Below are 21,902 nucleotides of genomic sequence, written 5' to 3' on the forward strand. Positions count from 1 at the left end.
CCATTCCGAACTCAGTAGTGAAACGTAATAACGCCGATGGTAGTGTGGGGTCTCCCCATGTGAGAGTAGGGCATCGCCAAGCGCCAATTACTATTTATTCAGCGCTAGCTCTGAATAAATATTGTTTAAGACGTAGTCTTAAACAAGAGCAGATGATTCGTAAGACTCGAAAAATTTGTTTGGTGACCATAGTGTTGCGGTACCACCTGACTCCATTCCGAACTCAGTAGTGAAACGTAATAACGCCGATGGTAGTGTGGGGTCTCCCCATGTGAGAGTAGGGCATCGCCAAACGCCAAATCAGATTCAAGGTATAACCTTGGGTAAAGAATGATTCAAGACACTGTCTTGAACGAAAAAAGCCGATATCATTGATATCGGCTTTTTTTATATCTGTAAATTATTAGCGATTAAGCTAAAATCTATTCAAATATACTTTCACCACTTAGACTTAATCACATTTTTTGTGGTTAACTCCTTAAATTCAGATGTTTAGGATCCTTGTATGACTGATAACCATGAGATAATTAAATTACAGACTCTAAAGTGGGTGAAAGAGATCATTGTGAAATATAATATTTGTCCTTTCGCGAAAAAAGAATTAGAGCGAAAGTCGATTCATTGCACTGTACTTGACGGGACTAATTTAACTGAATTGTTAGAGCACGTTAACGCTGAATTTATTCGTTTAGATACGAATGAAGATATTGCGACAACATTAGTTGTTATTCCTAAACTGAGTGGCAACTTTGATGATTTTCTCGATTTAATCGATTATGCGAACGACTTATTAGAGATGCAGGACTATGAAGGTGTTTATCAATTAGCGCATATGCACCCTAAATATCGTTTTGATGATACGACAATGCAAGATGCTGCTAACTTTACTAACCGCTCTCCTTATCCGATTCTTCATATTATTCGCGAAGATGAAATGGCGCGCGTATTAAGAGTATTTCCTAATCCAGAAGCGATCCCTGAACGCAATATTGAGTTGTTAAGAAAAAAAGGATTTGCAGAAATAAAAGCAGAATTAGAAGCGTGTTTTGATGTGAAAATTAAATAATTCTATAAAGTGAATATAGCAGAGCTGTATCAGTGAGAAGCAACTCTGCATTAATCTGAATTAAACTTGTGCAGTTACAATTTCTTTTGAAAATGTTTTTTCACAATACTTACATTTCAGACCTATATTACCTTTGATCATTTTAATGGTAAAAGATGAAATGACGGGTTCTCCGTGCGTAATACAATTTGAATTTGGGCATGGGAACACATTTTCAACTTCTTTTGGTAATGCTAGCGAATGCTTATCTGTCACCTCGAAGTTTTCAATAATATTGATTGTTGCATTTGGTGCGAGTAGTGCTAATTGATTCGCTTGTGACTTTGTTATTTCAGTGTTTTCAACTTTAATTAAGTCTTTGGTCGCACCATCATGAGTTGGCAGGTTGAAACCAACCGTAACACGCTGCTTAGTGTCTGTAAGACTGAATAGTCTTAGGATCTTAACACCTTGTCCCGATGGGATATGATCGATAACATAGCCATTACAGATAGCTTCTACTTGCATATGATTGCTTTTCATTATCTTATCCTTCAATTGTTTCGTTTAATACAAGTGCAAGTAATGCTTCACGTGCATAAACGCCATTTTCAGCTTGCTGAAAGTAATAAGCGTATGGCGTTTTATCCACATCGACAGTGATCTCATCAACGCGTGGTAGAGGGTGAAGTACTTTTAAATTATCTTTCGCATTTTTTAATGAACTGGCAGATAAAATAAAACCAGCTTTCATGTGTTGATACTCTGTTTCATCAAAACGTTCTTTTTGTACGCGAGTCATGTATAAAACGTCGATTTCAGGCACGACTTCTTCAATTGAGTTATAACTGGCATAGCTGACATTATGTTCATCAAGCTCGTCACAGATATATTCAGGCATTGCTAACGCATCAGGTGCAATGAAATAGAATTTACAACCACTGAACTTAGCAAGGGCTTGTGCTAAAGAGTGAACCGTTCGACCGTATTTTAGATCTCCCACCAGAGCGATATTTAAATTATCTAAACGGCCTTGTGTTTCGTAAATAGAAAACAGATCAAGTAATGTTTGTGTAGGGTGTTGATTCGAGCCATCACCGCCGTTAATAACGGGTACATTGGAGAATTCTGATGCTAATCTTGCAGCCCCTTCTTGAGGGTGGCGCATCACAAATGCATCCGCATAGCTTGAGATCACACTGATTGAATCGGCAAGGGTTTCACCTTTCTTCGCAAGTGAGGTGTTACTCGCATTATCGAAGCCAATAACGGTCCCTCCTAATCGTTGGATAGCCGTTTCGAATGATAATCGTGTTCGTGTTGATGCTTCAAAGAAACAGCTCGCAATTACTTTGTTTTTTAAAAGTTCGGGCTGTGGCTGCTTTTTTAGTTTTGCCGCAGTTTTAACAATAAGTTCTAGCTCATTACGTGAGATATCATTGATAGATACTATATGTTTTCTAAATAACGGATTTACCATTTTTGTGCCCTGATGATCAGAATTATCCAAAAAAAGCCTCATATGAATACTTATGAGGCCTTACAAGTTTGCATGCATAGGGTGAGGGCTCTATGGTCTAATGATATGAACATTCGTTAACCCTCTAATCCGCTAAACACAATTGGTAATTTTAGCTTAAAATAAAAACGACAGAAAGCACTAATCAAATTAATTTTATGTAAAAAAATCTATAAAGTTTAAACTATTCGTTGCTCTAGATTTGCTTATTACGCGTGTTATTAAATATAATGCGTATAGATAGTGCAATATACTCGCTCTGAATATGGGAGCATTGATAAATTTATGGAACTTACAATGAGTAAAAAAATCATTTCTACAACGAATGCACCTGCTGCAATTGGTCCGTACTCACAAGCTAATCAACTTGGTAATATGGTTTTTACTTCAGGACAGATCCCATTAGTGCCAGAGACGATGGAAATTATTGAAGGTGGCGTGAAAGAGCAAGCTGAATTAGTCATGGAAAATCTAATGGCAGTTTTAAAAGCAGCAAATGCAAGTGCAGATACAGTAATCAAAACAACATGTTTCTTAAGTGATATGAATGATTTTGCTACCTTCAATGAAGTGTACGCACGTTATTTCCCTGAGAATGCACCTGCACGTTCATGTGTTGAAGTTGCTCGTTTACCGAAAGATGTATTAGTTGAAGTTGAAGCTATCGCTTACACACTTTAATTAGGCTTAATTATGTCTAAATCGGTCACTATTGCTGTGCTTGTTACAGGTCCAGCATATGGTAGTCAAGACGCTTTAAGCGCCTATCATTATGTAAAGTCAGCGATTGAGTTAGGTCATACTATTCAACGTGTATTTTTTTATAATGATGGTGTGCTTAATGGTTCAACATTGACATCTCCAGCCGCAGATGAATTTGATTTATATAATGCTTGGCTCGTGATGGCTCGTGAGCATCTAATTCCTTTAGATATATGTTCAGGTGCAGCGCTAAGGCGTGGTGTTATTGATCAAAATGAAGCGGATAGGACTGGAAAGAATCAGTTTAATCTTGAGTTACCATTTCAATTAACCGGATTAGGTCAATTAGCAGAGTCGATTATGACTGCTGATCGGGTTATCCAGTTTTAATTATCTACATTTGGTTGAAAATATGTTGAGAGCCGCGTTTGTTACTCGTCAAGTTCCTCATGGCACCAGTCTCGCCAGAGAAACACAAGACGCCATCCTTGCTACGTCTGCATTAACGGAAGAGTTAAGTGTTTTTTTTATTGGCGATGGCGTTTATCAGTTAGTCAGCAACCAAAAGCCTCAAAATATCGCTTGCCGGGATTTTGCGCCTACATTTGGACTGTTTGACTTATATGATATCGAAAACATTTATGTGTGCGCAGACTCGCTTCTAGAGCGTGGTATAAGCGATATTGAGTTGATTATCGATGCTGAACGTTTACCACAGCTAGAAATTAATCAGCGAATACGCCAGCATGCTATTATTTTGAATTTTTGATTGGTGATAACATCATGCTTCACATTATTAAATCGTCGCCGTTCTCAAAAAACACATTTATTGACAGCCTGGCTTATCTCAATGAGGGTGATGCGCTGCTCTTTATTCAAGATGCTGTCGTCATTACGGCATCACAGCATAAATATGCTAAAATACTTCAAGATCTCCTACCAAAGATAAGTGTTTACACTTTGACTGAAGATCTGGACGCAAGAGGGTTGAAATGTATTCTAGGTCAGCAAGTTAGCTATCTAGAATTTGTTAACCTGACTGTGTCGCATTTACAAGTACAGACTTGGAATTAAAGAAGCATAACTGTACGAATTTTCATTGTTGCCCTATAAACTGTGGGTAAGTTTTTATCTAGTAGTGTTGTAAAAGCGGTTTATTTGCGATTTATTGGTGAATAAACTGATTTATTTTGAATAATACTGTTCTTATGCTTGACAGCTAAAGGCTCAATGACTAAAATTCTGCGTCCCTATATTAGGGATGATTTTTCACACGTAAAAAACTCAACGGAGCTATTTTAAATGGCAACTACTAACCAATTAGTACGCAAGCCTCGCGTAAGAAACGTTACAAAAACTAACGTTCCTGCTCTTGAAGCTTGTCCACAACGTCGTGGTGTTTGTACTCGCGTATACACAACGACTCCTAAAAAACCTAACTCGGCTCTACGTAAAGTAGCACGTGTTCGTCTAACTAACGGTTATGAAGTAACTTCATACATCGGTGGTGAAGGCCATAACCTTCAAGAGCACAGCGTGATCCTAATCCGTGGTGGTCGTGTTAAAGATTTACCGGGTGTTCGTTACCATACAGTTCGTGGTGCGTTAGATACAGCTGGTGTTAGTGACCGTCGTAAAGGTCGTTCTAAATACGGTACTAAACGTCCTAAGAATTAATAATTCTTCGTTTAGTAAGGCCAAGCAAACTGTTAACTATTTATTAGTTTTGGGTAATACCTGAAGCACAACGAGGAATAAGAGATGCCAAGACGTCGCGTCGTAGCTAAAAGAGAAATTTTAGCAGATCCAAAATTCGGATCAGAAATCCTAGCAAAATTCATCAACATCGTAATGGTAGACGGTAAAAAATCTACTTCAGAAGCGATTGTATACGGTGCGCTAGAAACTATCTCTACTAAAAGTGAAGATAAAACACACCTAGAGCTTTTCGAAATCGCTTTAGACAATGTTCGTCCATCGGTTGAGGTTAAATCTCGCCGTGTTGGTGGTTCAACTTACCAAGTGCCTGTAGAAGTTCGTCCTTCTCGTCGTAATGCACTAGCTATGCGTTGGTTAGTTGAAGCAGCACGTAAACGTGGTGAAAAATCAATGGCTGCTCGTCTAGCTGGAGAGCTATTCGACGCTGCTGAAAACAAAGGTTCTGCGGTTAAGAAACGTGAAGACGTTCACCGTATGGCTGACGCGAATAAAGCATTTGCTCACTATCGCTGGTAATTTTTGGACGCAGATTTTAAATCTGCGTCAATTACTTTCTGTCTAGGTTTCCTAGTAAGGGATTTATTGTGGCACGTACAACTCCGATCGAGCTCTACCGAAACATTGGTATTTGTGCTCACGTTGATGCGGGTAAAACTACAACTACAGAACGAATTCTGTTCTATACTGGTCTTTCACATAAGATGGGTGAAGTTCATGATGGCGCAGCTACTATGGATTGGATGGAACAGGAGCAGGAGCGTGGTATTACCATTACTTCTGCTGCGACAACAACAATGTGGAAAGGTATGGATGCGCAATTTAAGCAGCACCGTATCAACATCATTGATACTCCGGGACACGTTGACTTCACGATTGAAGTAGAACGTTCTTTGCGAGTCCTTGATGGCGCAGTTGTCGTGTTTTGTGGTGCATCAGGTGTTGAACCACAATCTGAAACGGTTTGGCGTCAAGCTAATAAATATCAAGTACCACGTATCGTATTCGTTAATAAGATGGATCGTACCGGTGCTGATTTTGAAGCTGTCATTGACCAAATTCGTAATCGTCTGGGCGCGACTTGTGTTCCTATCCAGTTAAACATTGGTGCGGAAGAAGAGTTTGAAGGCGTAATTGATTTAATTAAGATGAAATCAATTAGCTGGAATGAAGCAGATCAAGGTATGTCATTTAGTTATGGCAATATTCCTGCAGATCTACTTGAGCGTGCAGAAGAATTACATGAAGAATTGGTTGAAGCAGCCGCCGAAGCTAACGATGAGCTTATGGATAAATACCTTGAAGAAGGTGAATTATCTGAAGAAGAAATTAAAGCTGGTTTACGTCAACGTACGCTGAACAACGAGATCGTACTTGCGACTTGTGGTTCTGCCTTTAAAAATAAAGGTGTACAAGCGGTACTTGACGCAGTAGTTGAATTTCTTCCTAGCCCAACGGAAGTGAAAGATATCAATGGTATTGATGAGAATGAGAACGAAATTACTTGTTTATCAAGTGATGACGCTCCCTTTGCTGCATTAGCCTTTAAGATCGCGACCGACCCATTTGTAGGCACGCTTACGTTCCTACGGGTGTATTCTGGAGTGGTCAATACGGGCGATGGCGTTTATAATTCTGTTAAGCAGAAGCGTGAACGTTTAGGTCGTATTGTGCAAATGCATGCCAATGATCGTCAAGAATTGAAAGAAATACGTGCCGGCGATATTGCTGCGGCAATTGGTCTTAAGGATGTTACTACTGGTGATACGCTTTGTGATATTAATCATAAAGTAATTCTTGAGCGTATGGATTTTCCGGAACCGGTTATCCAAATTGCTGTAGAGCCGAAAACAGTAGCCGATCAAGATAAGATGGCTATCGCGCTAAGTAAATTAGCCGCTGAAGATCCATCATTCCGTGTTGAAACTGACGAAGAGTCAGCGCAAACATTGATATCTGGGATGGGTGAACTTCACCTGGACATTATTGTTGACCGTATGCGTCGTGAGTTTAACGTTGAATGCAACGTTGGTAAGCCTCAGGTTGCATATCGTGAATCAATTCGTGATTCAGTTGAAGCAGAAGGTAAATTCATTCGCGAATTAGGCGGGAAAGGTCAATATGGCCATGTTCTGCTGAGATTGGAACCGCTTGAAGCGGGCGCTGGTTTTGAATTTGTGAATGAAATCGTTGATGGTGAGGTTCCTAGCGAATTCATCCCAGCGGTAGAAAAAGGTTGTAAAGAACAGATGGATCAGGGCGTGTTAGCTGGATATCCTATCATGGATGTTCGTGTTACACTCTACGGTGGTTCATTTCACGATGTTGATTCCAATGAAATGGCATTCAAGGTCGCGGGTTCTTTTGGTTGCAGACAGGGCGCATTGGATGCAAATCCAGCCTTGCTTGAGCCAATGATGAAAGTCGAAATTACCACTCCTGAGGGGTGGATGGGTGATGTTGTTGGTGACGTAAGCCGTCGTCGCGGCATGATCGAAGGTATGGATGATGGCCACTCAGGTCTTAAAATTATTCATGCTAAGGTTCCGTTGTCTGAAATGTTCGGTTATGCAACTGCACTACGTTCAGCTACACAGGGCCGCGCTTCGTATTCAATGGAATTCCTTGAATACAACGAAGCACCTAAAAACATCGCTGACAAAATTATTGAAGCGAAATAAAGTTTAACTTTGGTAGTCTTTATCATAAGATAAAGGCTTAACTGATAATTAGAAGGTACACGTCGTGTCTAAAGAAAAATTTGTACGTAATAAAACCCACGTAAACGTAGGTACAATTGGTCACGTTGATCATGGTAAAACAACTCTAACAGCTGCTATCACAAATGTACTTGCAAAAGTATACGGTGGTGAAGCTCAAGATTTCGCATCAATCGATAATGCTCCTGAAGAAAGAGAACGTGGTATCACGATCAATACTTCACACGTAGAGTATGATACAGAACAACGTCATTATGCACACGTGGATTGCCCAGGACATGCTGATTACGTTAAAAACATGATCACTGGTGCTGCTCAAATGGACGGCGCTATCTTAGTTGTTGCTGCAACTGATGGTCCTATGCCACAAACACGTGAGCACATCCTGCTTTCTCGTCAGGTTGGCGTTCCTTACATCATCGTATTCATGAACAAATGTGATATGGTTGATGATGAAGAACTACTTGAACTAGTAGAAATGGAAGTTCGTGAACTTCTTTCTGAATATGACTTCCCAGGTGATGACCTACCAGTTATCCAAGGTTCTGCTCTTAAAGCTCTTGAAGGCGAAGCTGAATATGAAGCTAAGATTCTTGAACTAGCTGCAGCGTTAGATTCATACATCCCTGATCCAGAACGTGCTATCGATATGCCTTTCATTATGCCTATCGAAGACGTTTTCTCAATCTCTGGCCGTGGTACTGTTGTAACTGGTCGTGTTGAGCAAGGTATCGTTAACGTTGGTGATTCAGTAGAAATTATTGGTATCCGTGATACTCAAACTACTACTTGTACTGGTGTTGAAATGTTCCGTAAACTGCTTGACGAAGGTCGTGCTGGTGAGAACATTGGTGCACTTCTACGTGGTACTAAACGTGAAGATGTTGAACGTGGTCAAGTACTAGCTAAGCCTGGTTCAATCACTCCACATACTAAGTTTGAATCTGAAGTATACGTACTTTCTAAAGAAGAGGGTGGTCGTCACACTCCTTTCTTTAAAGGTTACCGTCCACAGTTCTACTTCCGTACAACTGACATCACTGGTGCTGTAGAGCTTCCAGAAGGTGTTGAAATGGTTATGCCTGGTGACAACCTTAAGTTTGTTGTTGAGCTAATCAACCCAATCGCGATGGAAGAAGGTCTACGCTTCGCTATCCGTGAAGGTGGCCGTACTGTTGGTGCTGGTGTTGTTTCTAAAGTAATCGCTTAATTTCGATTGTTTTAAACAATATTGAGAAAGGTCGCTTCGGCGGCCTTTTTTTTCGTCTGTAATTTATAGTTTGTTATTAATAACTGAATCAAGGATGCGAATATAGTATTAACTTTTGGTCAACGTGAGTAATGAAAACGCAAGATATGACGAACGCTGTCCGCCATATCCATCTTAGTCGTTAACGCTTCTTGGCATTAGCAAAGGCATCGGCAAACGCACTGTTACTGATCGCCATATTCTTATTCTCCGGTATATTTTGTTTTCTTGGTTGTGACTGCTTGCTTGGCTTAGGACTGTTGCCAAATGATGGCTTCGTATTGCTAGCTGCATGATGATTTTCCGCTGGCACTTCATCCTCTAACCGCATCGTTAGTGCAATACGCTTTCTGGCAATATCAATTTCTGTGACTTTAACCTTAACGATCTGACCCGCTTTAACGATTTCATGTGGATCTTTAACAAAGCGATTGGTTAACGCTGAAATGTGTACTAGACCGTCTTGGTGGACACCGATATCAACAAAGGCACCAAAGTTAGTCACATTACTAATGATCCCTTCAAGCTGCATACCTGGCTTTAAATCGGTTATTTTTTCAATTCCCTCTTTGAATGTCGCAGTTTTGAATTCAGGTCTTGGATCGCGTCCTGGTTTTTCTAATTCTTGAATAATATCCTGAACTGTCGGCAGACCAAATTTAGCATTGGTATAATCTTGTGGATTGAGTGATTTAAGCAGTTCGCCATTGCCCATGATCTCAGTGATTTTTTTACCTGTTTGTTGCGTTATGTCTTTTACTACAGGATATGATTCCGGATGAACAGCTGTGCTGTCTAATGGATCTTTCGCATTTAAGATACGTAAGAAACCGGCACATTGTTCAAATGCTTTAGGGCCTAAGCGCGCGACTTTCTTTAGCTCATTTCGTTTACTAAACGGCCCATTGTCATTGCGGTAATTCACAATATTTTCGGCGATGGTTTTATTCAGTCCTGCAACACGAGAGAGTAGGGCGGCAGATGCCAGGTTAACATCAACACCGACTTTATTTACGCAATCTTCAATAACGATATCTAATTGTTTTGATAATAAGCTTTGGTTCACGTCATGCTGATATTGACCAACACCAATAGCTTTAGGATCAATTTTTACCAGTTCTGCGAGCGGATCTTGTAAACGTCGAGCAATCGATACCGCACCACGAATAGAGACATCAAGTTGTGGGAATTCATTCGCTGCTAATTCTGATGCTGAATACACAGAAGCCCCTGCTTCACTGACCATTATTTTCTGTAATGTCAGTTCTGGTTTTGCTTTGATTAATTCGGCAACCAGTTTGTCTGTTTCTCGCGATGCAGTACCGTTACCAATACTGATTAACTCAACGTTATAACGCTGACATAGTGTCGCTAGTGTTGATAATGATTGTTGCCACTGTTGCTGTGGAACATGTGGATAGATAGTGGTGTGATCAAGTAATTTACCCGTTGCATCAACAACCGCAATTTTAGAACCTGTACGTAAACCAGGATCAAGTCCAAGGGTGACTTTTGGTCCCGCAGGGGATGCCATTAGTAAGGCTGTCAGATTAGCAGCAAATACTTTGATGGCTTCGATTTCAGCTGACTCTTTCATTTTCCCGATTAACTCAGTTTCTAATTGGCTGAGTAATTTTTGTTTCCAACTACTGTGAACAACCGACTTTAACCATTCATCTGCGGGTTTGTTTTGATAGCTAATACCGAGGTGCTTGGCGATAATGACTTCACAATAACTGGTGGCATTTTTTTCAGTAAATTCGGGATCTGCGTTTAAACCAATCTGTAATTCACCGGCATTTTTACCTCGTAACATGGCGAGCATACGGTGTGAGGGCACTTTTCTGATGCCTTCACTGTGACTGAAATAGTCTTTAAACTTACTGTCTGCAGTCGCTGATTTTTTATTTTCTTTTGATTCCAGTGTTGCATAGGCAAGTAATTGTTTACGTACTTTGGCAATAAGCTCAGCATCGACACTGGCTTTTTCCATCAGGATAAATTTTGCACCTTCTAATGCTTGTTCTGGTTCGGCAAAATTAGCGTCTGATGTGATAAATTGTTTGGCTAGTTTGAGCGGTTGTTGTTGTGGGTTTGCAATCAGAGATTCTGCTAATGGTGCTAACCCTGCTTCAATCGCTATTTGTCCTTTCGTACGGCGCTTTGTTTTAAAAGGTAAGTAGAGATCCTCTAAACGTGTTTTTGTTTCTGCTGCGTTGATAGCGGCTGTTAACTGCGGGGTTAACTTATCTTGTTCGGCGATATTTTTTAAAATTGTTTCACGGCGCGCTTCTAAGTCACGTAAGTAGGTCAGGCGCTGTTCTAACGTTCTTAATTGACCATCATCTAAGCCTTCTGTGGCTTCTTTTCGATAGCGTGCGATAAAAGGGACAGTCGACCCGTCATCAAGTAGGGTAATTGCAGCGTTAACTTGGCGGACATGCGCATTAATTTCTTGCGCGATAAGAGTTGCTAATTTAGACACTTTGGATCCTTAAAATGAATAGATTGGTGATGACATGAATACCGATGATTACGCTGTAAATGGGTGGTATTGGATCTTGTTGATGTACCACGTTTTACTACCGGCAGGCGTATGCACTATCGCCTCATCATCAACTTGTTTACCGATAAGGGCTTTTGCCATTGGTGAGTCAACGGTAACGAAATTACGCTTTGAGTCTAATTCGTCACGGCCGACAATACGGCATTGGATCACCGTGCCATCATCATCTTCTAATTCGGCATAGGCGCCAAAATAAACGGTGCCATCTTGCTGTGGGTTATAATCGACTATTTCTAGTACTTCGAGACGTTTAACTAAAAAACGGATCTCGCGATCGATAGTACGCAGTAAATGTTTATTCTCTTTATAATCTGCATTATCACTGCGGTCGCCTAGAGACGCCGCCCAAGACACAACTTTTGTGACTCTTGGCCGCTCTTCTTTCCAAAGGAACTTAAGACGCTTATCTAAGGTTTCCCAGCCGACTCGGGTGATTAAGTTTGATATAGCCAATGCTGTGACCTTGTTAAATTATGGTGATTTGAAATTATAGCAATAGCGCAGCCGAATAGCTCATTATCGTTTTTGCAGGTATAAAAAATGCCAGGTCGATTGCTCGATACTGGCATTTTTGTGCATTATTTAAAGCGGTATAACGTTAACTTAAATAAAATTTAAAGTTGCGGTCCTGCAGCAAGCAGTGCTTTGCCTTCTTCGTTATCGGTGAACTTCTCGAAGTTGCTCACGAAACGTTTTGCAAGCGCCACTGCTTTCTCGTCCCACACATTTGCATCTTCGTATGTATCACGTGGGTCAAGGATCTTAGTATCACAACCTGGTAGCGTTGTTGGTACTTCTAAATTGAAGTAAGGGATAGTTTTACTTTCCACTTTTTCAATTGAGCCATCAAGAATGGCATCGATGATTGCACGTGTATCTTTAATTGAAATACGTTTACCTGTGCCGTTCCAACCCGTATTAACCAGGTAAGCTTGCGCGCCCGATGCTTCCATACGTTTAACAAGTTCTTGGCCGTATTTGGTTGGGTGAAGCGATAGGAACGCCGCGCCGAAACAGGCAGAGAATGTTGGTGTTGGTTCTGTAATACCACGCTCAGTTCCGGCTAATTTAGCCGTGAAACCTGATAAGAAGTGATATTTAGTTTGTTCTGGTGTTAGTTTAGATACGGGTGGTAACACACCAAATGCATCAGCACTTAAGAAAATAACTTTATTTGCGTGACCGCCTTTCGAGATCGGCTTAACGATATTTTCAATGTGTTCGATAGGGTAAGAAACACGGGTGTTTTCTGTTTTCGAACCGTCGTCATAATCAACTACGCCACCGTCAAGTACGGTTACGTTTTCAAGCAGTGCATTACGACGAATGGCACCAAAGATTTCTGGTTCTGCTTCTGCACTTAACTTAATTGTTTTTGCGTAGCAACCACCTTCGAAGTTGAATACGCCATCATCATCCCAACCGTGTTCATCATCACCAATTAATTGGCGTTTTGGATCGGTTGATAATGTTGTTTTACCTGTACCAGATAAGCCAAAGAAGATGGCGGTTTCACCGTCAGAACCGATGTTTGCTGAACAATGCATTGATGCAATACCTTGCAGTGGCAATAGGTAGTTCATATAAGAGAACATACCTTTTTTCATTTCGCCGCCGTACCAAGTACCGCCGATAAGTTGAATCTTCTCTGTTAAATTGAAAGCAACAAAGTTTTCAGAATTTAGGCCGTGCTTTTCCCAATCTGGGTTTGTGCATTTAGCACCATTCATAACCACGAAATCTGGTTCGTAAGTGGCTAATTCTGCTTCGGTTGGACGGATGAACATGTTCTTAACGAAATGCGCCTGCCATGCAACTTCAGTGATGAAGCGAACTTTAATACGTGTATTAGCATTAGCACCACAGTAAGTATCAACAACGAATAAACGTTTTGTTGAAAGTTGCTGTGTTACCAGTGTTTTCAGATCGTTCCAGACGTCTTGAGAGATGGCTTTGTTATCATTCTTACCTTGATCTGACCACCATACTGTATCGCGAGTCGTATCATCACGAACAATGTATTTATCTTTTGGTGAACGACCAGTGAAGATACCTGTATCAACTGCAACGGCACCTGATTCAGTGACAGTCCCTTTTTCATAACCTTCTAGACCTACTTTTGTTTCTTCTGAAAAAAGTAGCGCGTAAGAAGGGTTATATACGATTTCTTCAACATCCTTGATGCCATATACCGATAGATCGATAGTGGCGCCAATAACTGTATTTTTATGTTTTACTTCTGTCATTGGTATCTCCTGGGGGTACAGAGTTTAATTTATTGTTTCAGATTAAATTAAGTTTGGTTTCAAATTACATTTTATTAATAGTAATGGGTGCACTAACGGCACCCTTATTACTAAATGTAGTCTTGTTAAACTATGTGCTGCGGTGTATTTGCTACACTCTTATTCACATCTTGTTTAATGTACTGGGTTGCCAATTTGCGGTGCATGTATATCTTCTACATCTCCCGCATTAAAGGCATAAAGCGAACCGCAATAATCGCAGTGCATCTCTATTTGTCCTTTTTCAGCAATAATATCAAGTAACTCTTCTTTTGCTACGCTAAGTAATGCTGTTGCACTACGTTCATGTGAACAACCACATTTAAATGACACGGTTTGTGGGTCGAATAAACGTACTTTTTCTTGGTGATAAAGTCGTACTAACACATCTTCAGCATCAAGATTAAATAATTCATCATCTTTAATCGTTGCTGTTAATGCTGCTAGGTGTTCAAAATCTTCGTGTGAACTTTTCTTGTCGTCTGATGCTGGTAATTTTTGTAGCATCATACCGGCAGCTTGTTTTCTATAGCCAACTTTACCAGTACGGAACCACAAACGTGTTGTTAGCTGTTCAGACTGTTCGAAGTATTGTTCCAAACATTCTTGTAAAGTCTCGCCACCAAGATCAACGATACCTTGATAACGTTCGCCTTTGTCTGGTGAGATAGTAATAACCATTACACCTTTACCAATCAGTTCTTTTACATTGTTGGTGTCTGGTACTGAACCATTCCAGCGAGCCACTCCACGTAATTCAAGATCTTCGTTGCCATTAATAACAGCAAGTGTCACCGGACCGTCACCTTGTAACTGAACCGTGATAGAGCCTTTAAATTTTAATGTCGCTGTTAATAGACTTGTTGCAACTTGTAGCTCACCGAGTAGGCGCTGAACAGGTCTTGGATAATTTAGGTTTTCTAAAATATCAATAAAGCTTTGTTCAAGTTGTACAATCTCACCACGTACTTGGTGATCTTCAAACAGGTAACGGTGTAATAAATCTTTCTGGCTCATAATATTCTCGACGTTAAAGTTAATGATTTTTTATCCGCAATAGTTCTCGACGTTGTTTCTTGTCGGGACGTTTATCAGGGCTAGGGTTATACAATGTATTCAGTTTACGCGCGACATCATTTTGTGCACGCTTTTCAACACTGGTTGGTGTTTCTTCATACAAAGTAGCCGCTTCTGGTGCCCCTCTCCTTTGTGCGGAAAGCTGCTTTACGATCACTTCCTTTTCATCAAAGCCTTGTTTTATTTTTATTGTTGCACCCAACTCAACGGTTTTACTGGGTTTTGTGCGTTGATCATTGTAGCGGATTTTACCACTTTGGATCATTTCTCTGGCAATGGCGCGGGTTTTAAAAAACCGTGCAGCCCATAACCACTTGTCAAAACGCACATCACTATCTGGTTTGGTATTTTTTGACATATTGAATGTAACCATATTCCAAATAAACGATCTTATTGACCTGATTATAACAGATAAATAAAGCAGTAAGAGAGTCTTTTATTCAGCAGTAATACACATTTCATTAACTAAATCACGTCGTTGATTTCACATTTCTTTCATCATAGTTTCATTTGTAAGTGTTGTAATAATAGTGTGGCGAATAATCAGAATTCATATATTCTTTAATGGTTAGCGCTGGCATATATTTTTATCAAAAAAATATTAATGTTTTATCATAACCCCCCCGATTCATCTGATTCATCTGATTTATATGATTTAACTGATGTTTGTCGTGTTTAAGGCTTGTACGGATAGAGCGAGAAGGCTAGTATTGGTCAGTTCAATTTACGACTTTTATTCGTGTTAATCACAAACGTTGGTAAACATAGCTTATTTTGAAAGTAATGCTGTATTAGGGTAATACAAAAATGGATAATTTAGACGCGCTTAAGCAGCTTATAATCAAACTACCTCAAAAACAAATATCGACCTTTTGTTGCTGTTTTTTACTCGCTGTATTTTGTTATCAATCAGCGGTGTTAACTTGGCAGTTATGGCCGACAAAGTCAGATTCTGCAACATTATGGCAACCTATATTTGGCCATGGCAGTGATCAAGCCAAAAGTTATGAATTAAACACACTTCGTAATTTAAATTTATTTGGAAAACAGAAAACGGAAAATCAAGCGTCTGTCGCTGTACAGACTATTGATGCACCAAAAACACGCTTACGTTTAATATTAGTCGGCCTTGTCGCGAGTAGTGAACCAAGTCTTGCATTAGCTATTATCGAGCTCAAAGGTAAGCAAGACACGTACGGGATTGATGATGACATTGGCGAGACGAATGCGGTGTTAAAGCAGGTACTGGTTGATCGTGTAATCATTGAATATAGAGGTAGCTTAGAAACGTTAATGTTAGATGGTGAAGAGTTCACTCGTGAGACGAGCGGGCGACAGTCTTATAACGAAAGTTCAAGACAAGCACCTAGAGACCTTTCTAATCTACGTAAAGATTTATTAGCAAACCCTGCCAGCATTACCGATTATGTACGTATTTCTCCCGTTCGCACGAATGGGAAATTAGCGGGTTACCGTGTTAATCCAGGTAAAAACCGTGAACTATTTAAAGAAGTTGGTTTAAAACCAAATGATCTCGCCGTATCGTTAAATGGATATGATTTAACGGATACTCGCCAAGCAATGGAAGTTGCCAAGCAACTGAAAGACTTGACCGAAATGTCCCTGACAGTTGAGCGTGATGGGCAATTACACAGTATTTATTTAAGTATGCCAGAGTAGCCATTTGAGCGACACACTTTTTAAGCCGGTAACTTAGGTAGCTAAGGATAAAGATGAACCTTAATAACGTTGGAAAAAAATTAACAAGCTTAACCTCAGGGATATTGCTGAGTTTGAGTGGGATGGCCATGGCTGCCGATTATTCTGCAAGTTTTAAAGGCACAGATATTAATGAATTTATTAATGTTGTGGGTAAAAACTTAAATAAAACCATGATCATTGATCCGAGTGTGCGTGGCAAGGTGAATGTTCGTAGTTACGATCTATTAAATGAAGAACAGTATTATCAGTTCTTTCTTAATGTTTTAGATGTATACGGTTATTCCGTTGTCAAGATGGACAATGGTGTACTTAAAGTTATTAAAAGCAAAGTAGCAAAAACATCAAGCATACCTGTGGTTGACGATAACAACCCTGGTCAGGGTGATGAAATGGTTACGCGTGTCGTACCTGTACATAATGTATCGGTACGTGAGCTCTCTCCGTTATTACGCCAATTAAATGATAATGCTGGTGGCGGTAATGTAGTGCATTATGAACCGTCTAATGTGTTAATGCTGACAGGCCGCGCAGCTGTGGTTAATCGTTTAGTAGACATTGTCCACCGTGTAGATAAAGCGGGAGATCAGGCCGTTGATATTATTCATCTTAAATACGCATCTGCTAGTGAGATGGTTCGTATTATTGATAGTGTGACCAAAGGCGATGGGAAATCGAAGATCCCAAGTATTTTACAACCTAAAGTTGTTGCTGATGACAGAACTAACGCGGTTGTGATTAGTGGTGATCCCAAAGCGCGTCAGCGTGTAGCTAAATTAATCCAACAGCTTGATAGCGAATTAGAAAGCACAGGTAATACCCGAGTCATTTACTTGAAATACGCGAATGCCAAAGAAGTTGCCGAAGTTTTAAAAGGGGTGAGTAACGCTATTGAGGGTGGGACGTCTGGTTCATCGAGTAAATCTAAATCAAAATCGAGTTCAAAATCAAGCCCGGGTATTGAAGCGCATGAAGACACCAATGCGTTGGTGATCACCGCGCAACCGGATGTGATGCGTACCTTAGAACAAGTAATTAGTCAGCTTGATATTCGCCGTGCACAAGTATTGGTTGAAGCGATTATTGTCGAAATATCAGAAGGTGACGGCATTGACTTTGGTGTTCAGTGGGCAACCGCCGCAGGTGGCACGCAATATAATAATGGCAAACAAGTATCTTTAGGTGCACTTGCTGGTGGTATTTATGATGCACAGGATAAAAAAACGACAACGATTTATACTGACCCTATAACAGGTATAGAAACACCTAGGACGACTACAACTTCTGGTGATACTTCAACACTTGCTTCTGCACTTGGTAGTGTGAATGGCATGATTATGGGGGTTATGAATGGGTCGAAAACCTTCGGTGCTATTATTCAAGCGGCTGCTACAGATTCTAATTCTAACCTTCTTGCTACGCCAAGTATCATGACACTCGATAATCAAGAAGCCACATTTATTGTTGGTGAAGAAGTGCCCGTTATTACAGGTTCTTCAACAGGTTCGGATAATAAAAATCCGTTCCAGACGATTGAGCGTCGGGAAGTGGGAATTAAATTAAAAGTAACGCCACAAATTAACGAAGGTGATGCGGTACAGTTAACAATTGAGCAAGAGGTATCACAAGTATTAGGTTCTACTGCGGTGGATGTGACTTTTGCGAAACGTCAGGTAAATACCACTATTTTAGTGGACAGTGGGCAAACGATCGTGATTGGTGGCTTACTTGATGAGCAAGTGATTGAAAGTATTTCTAAGGTACCTTGGCTCGGCGACATTCCTTGGATTGGTAATTTATTTAAGTCTACATCATCAAGTACTAAAAAACGTAATTTAATGATCTTTATTAAACCAACCATTATTCGTGATAATGCATCGATTCGTGGTATCAGTAATCGTAAGTACAGTTTAATGCGCGCGAATCAACTGCTACAACAAGAAAAAGGTGTCGCACTGATGCCGTTTACTGATGTTCCAGTGCTACCTAAATTTGATGAAGAGCGTGTTATTTCGCCTGCACTTCGTAAATATCTGGAAGAACAAGATAATCAAACGGTTGAATTTGATATGAGAACGAAACCTAAAACGACAAGTGAGGCTGAGTAGATGAGTACTCAGGATTATGACGAGGTAAGTGAAAGCGAACGCTTGCCTTTTTCGTTCGCCAAAAAATTTGGGGTGGTGCTAAGTGAAGGTGAACAGGGCTGGGTGTTATATCACAAGGCCGATGTTGTTCCGAGTACGGTACTTGAAGTACGCCGTAACCTTGGCCAAGCGTTTCAATTGGTGTTGTTAGATGATGAAGCATTTGAATTAAAACTGACCGACGTATTCCAACGTGACTCATCAGAAGCCAGACAGTTAATGCAGGACATTGGTAATGAAGTTGATTTTTTTACGTTAGCTGAGGAGCTACCAACCGAAGAAGATTTGTTGGAGTCCGATGACGATGCGCCGATCATTAAATTGATCAATGCCATGCTCAGTGAAGCGATTAAAGAAGGTGCTTCAGACATTCATGTGGAAACATTTGAGCGTGCACTGGTGATCCGCTTCCGTATTGACGGTGTATTAAGAGAAATTTTGAAACCGAATCGGAAATTGGCATCATTGTTAATATCACGAATTAAAGTCATGTCAAAAATGGATATCGCGGAAAAGCGTGTTCCCCAAGATGGGCGAATTTCGTTGCGAATTGGTGGACGTGGTGTTGACGTGCGTGTATCAACCTTACCATCGAGTTTTGGTGAGCGTGTCGTAATGCGTTTACTCGATAAGAATAACGCTAAGTTAGAATTAAAGCATTTGGGGATGACGTTAGATAACCGAAATAAGATGTCGGAACTGATTCATAAACCGCACGGTATTATTTTGGTTACCGGTCCTACTGGTTCAGGTAAGAGTACTACTTTATATGCTGCGTTATCGGAAATTAACAGTAGAGATCGTAATATCTTAACGGTTGAAGATCCAATTGAATATCAACTTGATGGCATTGGGCAAACGCAAGTTAATCCAAAAGTTGATATGACCTTCTCACGTGGTTTACGTGCTATTTTACGTCAAGATCCCGATGTTGTGATGATTGGTGAGGTACGTGATTTAGAAACAGCGCAAATTGCCGTTCAAGCTAGTTTAACGGGTCACCTCGTATTATCTACCTTACATACCAATACCGCAGTGGGTGCCGTCACTCGTTTACGTGATATGGGATTAGAGCCCTTTTTATTGTCGTCAAGTATATTGGGTGTACTGGCACAACGATTAGTACGAACGCTTTGTCCCGATTGTCGAGAGGGCGCTCCGCCAACAGAACGCGAACTTGAGCAACTGGCTTCTAATCGTGTGGCTGACGCGACAGTTATTTATCATCCTAAAGGTTGTGAAAACTGTAATCAAACAGGTTACCGTGGTCGAACTGGTATTCATGAATTATTAATTGTCGATGAAGATGTGCGAGATATGATCCACAGTGGTGCAGGTGAACAGATTGTCGAGCGGCATATTCGCCCATTCACAGCAAGTATCCGTCAAGATGGCCTAGCTAAAGTACTGGAAGGTATCACCACCTTAGAAGAAGTACTTCGTGTGACAAGAGAGGGATAAGCATGCCTGCATTTTCTTATTTGGCGATTGATCAAAAAGGTAAAAAGAAAAAAGGGGTTGTGGAAGCCGATGGGCCAAAGCAAGCGCGTACTTTGTTGCGCGAGAAAGGCTTAACCCCACTGGAAGTGGAAATGTCTGCAGCGGCTGAAAATAAAAAAGCGGCAGGTATTTTTTCATTTAAACGTGGTATTAGTACGGCGGATATGGCGTTATTAACCCGCCAGTTATCCACGTTAATTGCTGCTTCCCTACCACTCGAAGAGTCATTAAAAGCGGTAGCAGAACAAAGTGAACTACCGCGTATTCAGAACATGATCTTAGCCGTACGCAGTCGTGTGGTTGAAGGACATACGTTAGCAGAAAGTTTTGCTGAGTTCCCTCATGCCTTTGACGATTTGTATTGTTCTATGGTGGCCTCTGGCGAAAAGTCAGGTCATTTAGATAAAGTACTAAATCGCTTGGCTGACTATACCGAACAACGCCAAAAAATGGCCAGTCAATTAACGCAAGCCATGATTTATCCGGTCATGTTAACGCTGGTGGCTATTGGTGTTGTGTCGCTATTATTGACAAGTGTTGTGCCCAAAGTTGTTGGCCAGTTTGAACACATGGGACAAGAATTACCGCAAATCACCCAAATATTGATCGGACTTTCTGACTTTGTCAGTAACTATGGTCTTTATCTTGTTGTTGGCATTGTCCTTACTATCATTCTTATTAAACGCTTGTTATTAAAACCCGCGAATCGCTTGATATTCGATGAACGATTATTAAAAGTGCCTGTCATTGGTAAGGTGAGTCGTGGAATCAATACTGCGCGTTTCGCGCGAACATTAAGTATTTTAAATGCCAGTGCGGTACCGCTACTCGAAAGTATGTCGATTGCAGGGCAAGTATTAACGAATATGCATGCACGAAAATTAGTGGAAGCAGCGACAATGCGCGTTCGTGAAGGTACCAGTTTAAGAGCTGCATTAACGGAAACAAAGCTATTTCCACCTATGATGCTACACATGATCGCCAGTGGTGAACAGAGTGGTGAATTAGGCCCAATGTTAGAACGTGCGGCAGATAACCAAGATTCACAATTTGAAGCGCAAGTGGCTATGGCATTAGGCATTTTTCAACCCTTACTGGTGGTGAGTATGTCGTTTGTTGTATTATTTATCGTGATGGCAATTCTTCAACCGATTTTGTCTTTAAACAATATGGTTTCAGGTTAGATTTTTATTTAAAGTAGAGGACGTTATGAATAATAAAAAACGGAATGTGTCAGGTTTTACCCTGTTAGAGATCATGGTCGTTATTGTGATTTTAGGTGTACTTGCATCAATGGTTATTCCTAATTTACTAGGTAATAAAGATAAAGCAGATCGTCAAAAAGTAGTATCAGATCTTGTCGCGTTAGAAAATGCGATGGATATGTATAAGTTAGACAACAGCCGTTATCCAACAACAGAACAAGGTTTGGATGCATTAGTTGTAGAGCCAGATGTGGATCCTGCGCCAAGAGATTATCGTAACGGCGGTTATATAAAACGGTTACCGCAAGACCCTTGGGGTAATGAATATCTGTTAGTGAGTCCGGGTGAAAATGGCCAAGTTGATATTTATTCTATTGGCTTAGATGGTGAAGAAGGTTCCGATGATGATATCGGCAACTGGAACATGCATGATAAGTAACTAATTTTTTATT

The 21,902-nt window shown here is 40.5% G+C and carries 21 protein-coding genes and 1 rRNA gene; 15 read left to right on the forward strand and 7 right to left on the reverse strand.

Going from position 1 to position 21,902, the window contains the following annotated elements; all coding sequences use genetic code 11:
* Positions 1-178 precede the first annotated feature (178 nt).
* Positions 179-294: ribosomal RNA gene (gene rrf / locus AKG98_RS13565) — 5S ribosomal RNA — on the forward strand.
* A 211-nt stretch (positions 295-505) separates the two neighbouring features.
* Complete coding sequence (locus AKG98_RS13570; RefSeq protein WP_067046615.1) at positions 506-1,066, forward strand: DUF1415 domain-containing protein; 561 nt, start codon at positions 506-508, stop codon at positions 1,064-1,066.
* Positions 1,067-1,126: 60 nt separating this feature from the next.
* Here the strand turns inward: AKG98_RS13570 and pyrI are convergent, their stop codons facing one another.
* Both pyrI and pyrB read right to left on the reverse strand, forming a co-directional pair.
* Positions 1,127-1,588, reverse strand: a complete 462-nt coding sequence (gene pyrI, locus AKG98_RS13575; protein WP_067046618.1) for an aspartate carbamoyltransferase regulatory subunit — start codon at positions 1,586-1,588, stop codon at positions 1,127-1,129.
* Positions 1,589-1,592: 4 nt separating this feature from the next.
* Complete coding sequence (pyrB, locus tag AKG98_RS13580; protein WP_067046621.1) at positions 1,593-2,525, reverse strand: aspartate carbamoyltransferase; 933 nt, start codon at positions 2,523-2,525, stop codon at positions 1,593-1,595.
* 336 nt (positions 2,526-2,861) lie between these two features.
* On the opposite strand from pyrB, the gene AKG98_RS13585 reads away from it, so the two are divergent.
* From AKG98_RS13585 to tuf, 8 genes are all read left to right on the forward strand, one after another.
* Positions 2,862-3,245: a RidA family protein gene (locus tag AKG98_RS13585; protein WP_067046641.1), complete on the forward strand. Its 384-nt coding sequence runs from the start codon at positions 2,862-2,864 to the stop codon at positions 3,243-3,245.
* Positions 3,246-3,257: 12 nt separating this feature from the next.
* Complete coding sequence (tusD, locus tag AKG98_RS13590; protein ID WP_067046643.1) at positions 3,258-3,656, forward strand: sulfurtransferase complex subunit TusD; 399 nt, start codon at positions 3,258-3,260, stop codon at positions 3,654-3,656.
* A gap of 22 nt (positions 3,657-3,678) precedes the next feature.
* On the forward strand, positions 3,679-4,035 hold the full coding sequence (tusC, locus tag AKG98_RS13595; protein ID WP_067046645.1) for a sulfurtransferase complex subunit TusC: 357 nt from the start codon (positions 3,679-3,681) through the stop codon (positions 4,033-4,035).
* A 14-nt stretch (positions 4,036-4,049) separates the two neighbouring features.
* On the forward strand, positions 4,050-4,340 hold the full coding sequence (gene tusB / locus AKG98_RS13600) for a sulfurtransferase complex subunit TusB (protein ID WP_067046660.1): 291 nt from the start codon (positions 4,050-4,052) through the stop codon (positions 4,338-4,340).
* A gap of 228 nt (positions 4,341-4,568) precedes the next feature.
* Positions 4,569-4,943: a 30S ribosomal protein S12 gene (gene rpsL / locus AKG98_RS13605; RefSeq protein ID WP_006033662.1), complete on the forward strand. Its 375-nt coding sequence runs from the start codon at positions 4,569-4,571 to the stop codon at positions 4,941-4,943.
* Positions 4,944-5,027: 84 nt separating this feature from the next.
* Positions 5,028-5,501 carry a 30S ribosomal protein S7 gene (gene rpsG / locus AKG98_RS13610; protein ID WP_017223615.1) on the forward strand — a complete coding sequence of 158 codons (474 nt, stop codon included), beginning with the start codon at positions 5,028-5,030 and terminating at the stop codon, positions 5,499-5,501.
* Positions 5,502-5,569: 68 nt separating this feature from the next.
* Positions 5,570-7,663 carry an elongation factor G gene (gene fusA, locus AKG98_RS13615; RefSeq protein ID WP_067046663.1) on the forward strand — a complete coding sequence of 698 codons (2,094 nt, stop codon included), beginning with the start codon at positions 5,570-5,572 and terminating at the stop codon, positions 7,661-7,663.
* Between the two features lie 64 nt (positions 7,664-7,727).
* Complete coding sequence (tuf, locus tag AKG98_RS13620) at positions 7,728-8,912, forward strand: elongation factor Tu (RefSeq protein ID WP_067046666.1); 1,185 nt, start codon at positions 7,728-7,730, stop codon at positions 8,910-8,912.
* A 181-nt stretch (positions 8,913-9,093) separates the two neighbouring features.
* Here tuf and AKG98_RS13625 read toward each other — a convergent pair whose 3' ends face one another.
* The 5 genes from AKG98_RS13625 to hslR form a co-directional block, all read right to left on the reverse strand.
* Entirely contained in the window at positions 9,094-11,436 is a 2,343-nt protein-coding gene (locus AKG98_RS13625; RefSeq protein ID WP_067046669.1) for a Tex family protein, read from the reverse strand.
* A gap of 48 nt (positions 11,437-11,484) precedes the next feature.
* On the reverse strand, positions 11,485-11,970 hold the full coding sequence (greB, locus tag AKG98_RS13630; RefSeq protein ID WP_067046672.1) for a transcription elongation factor GreB: 486 nt from the start codon (positions 11,968-11,970) through the stop codon (positions 11,485-11,487).
* Positions 11,971-12,131: 161 nt separating this feature from the next.
* Complete coding sequence (gene pckA, locus AKG98_RS13635) at positions 12,132-13,763, reverse strand: phosphoenolpyruvate carboxykinase (ATP) (RefSeq protein ID WP_067046675.1); 1,632 nt, start codon at positions 13,761-13,763, stop codon at positions 12,132-12,134.
* A 174-nt stretch (positions 13,764-13,937) separates the two neighbouring features.
* Positions 13,938-14,819 (reverse strand): Hsp33 family molecular chaperone HslO, encoded by an 882-nt coding sequence (gene hslO / locus AKG98_RS13640; protein WP_067046676.1) that lies wholly within the window; start codon positions 14,817-14,819, stop codon positions 13,938-13,940.
* 19 nt (positions 14,820-14,838) lie between these two features.
* The gene (hslR, locus tag AKG98_RS13645) at positions 14,839-15,252 is read right to left on the reverse strand and encodes a ribosome-associated heat shock protein Hsp15 (RefSeq protein WP_067046678.1); all 414 of its coding nucleotides are present in this window, start codon (positions 15,250-15,252) and stop codon (positions 14,839-14,841) included.
* A 434-nt stretch (positions 15,253-15,686) separates the two neighbouring features.
* Here hslR and gspC point away from each other — a divergent pair, with 434 nt between their 5' ends.
* From gspC to gspG, 5 genes are read left to right on the forward strand one after another with little or no spacing between them, the layout of a single operon-like run.
* The gene (gspC, locus tag AKG98_RS13650) at positions 15,687-16,559 is read left to right on the forward strand and encodes a type II secretion system protein GspC (protein WP_067046680.1); all 873 of its coding nucleotides are present in this window, start codon (positions 15,687-15,689) and stop codon (positions 16,557-16,559) included.
* 53 nt (positions 16,560-16,612) lie between these two features.
* Positions 16,613-18,706, forward strand: coding sequence for a type II secretion system secretin GspD (gene gspD / locus AKG98_RS13655; protein WP_067046683.1), 2,094 nt, complete (start codon positions 16,613-16,615; stop codon positions 18,704-18,706).
* Positions 18,707-20,206 (forward strand): type II secretion system ATPase GspE, encoded by a 1,500-nt coding sequence (gspE, locus tag AKG98_RS13660; RefSeq protein WP_067046687.1) that lies wholly within the window; start codon positions 18,707-18,709, stop codon positions 20,204-20,206.
* A gap of 2 nt (positions 20,207-20,208) precedes the next feature.
* The gene (gspF, locus tag AKG98_RS13665; protein ID WP_067046690.1) at positions 20,209-21,429 is read left to right on the forward strand and encodes a type II secretion system inner membrane protein GspF; all 1,221 of its coding nucleotides are present in this window, start codon (positions 20,209-20,211) and stop codon (positions 21,427-21,429) included.
* A 25-nt stretch (positions 21,430-21,454) separates the two neighbouring features.
* Positions 21,455-21,889, forward strand: coding sequence for a type II secretion system major pseudopilin GspG (gene gspG, locus AKG98_RS13670; RefSeq protein WP_067046693.1), 435 nt, complete (start codon positions 21,455-21,457; stop codon positions 21,887-21,889).
* Positions 21,890-21,902: the final 13 nt, after the last annotated feature.

Source organism: Moritella sp. JT01 (genome assembly GCF_001574435.1).
In the GTDB taxonomy this organism is placed as follows: Bacteria; Pseudomonadota; Gammaproteobacteria; order Enterobacterales; family Moritellaceae; genus Moritella.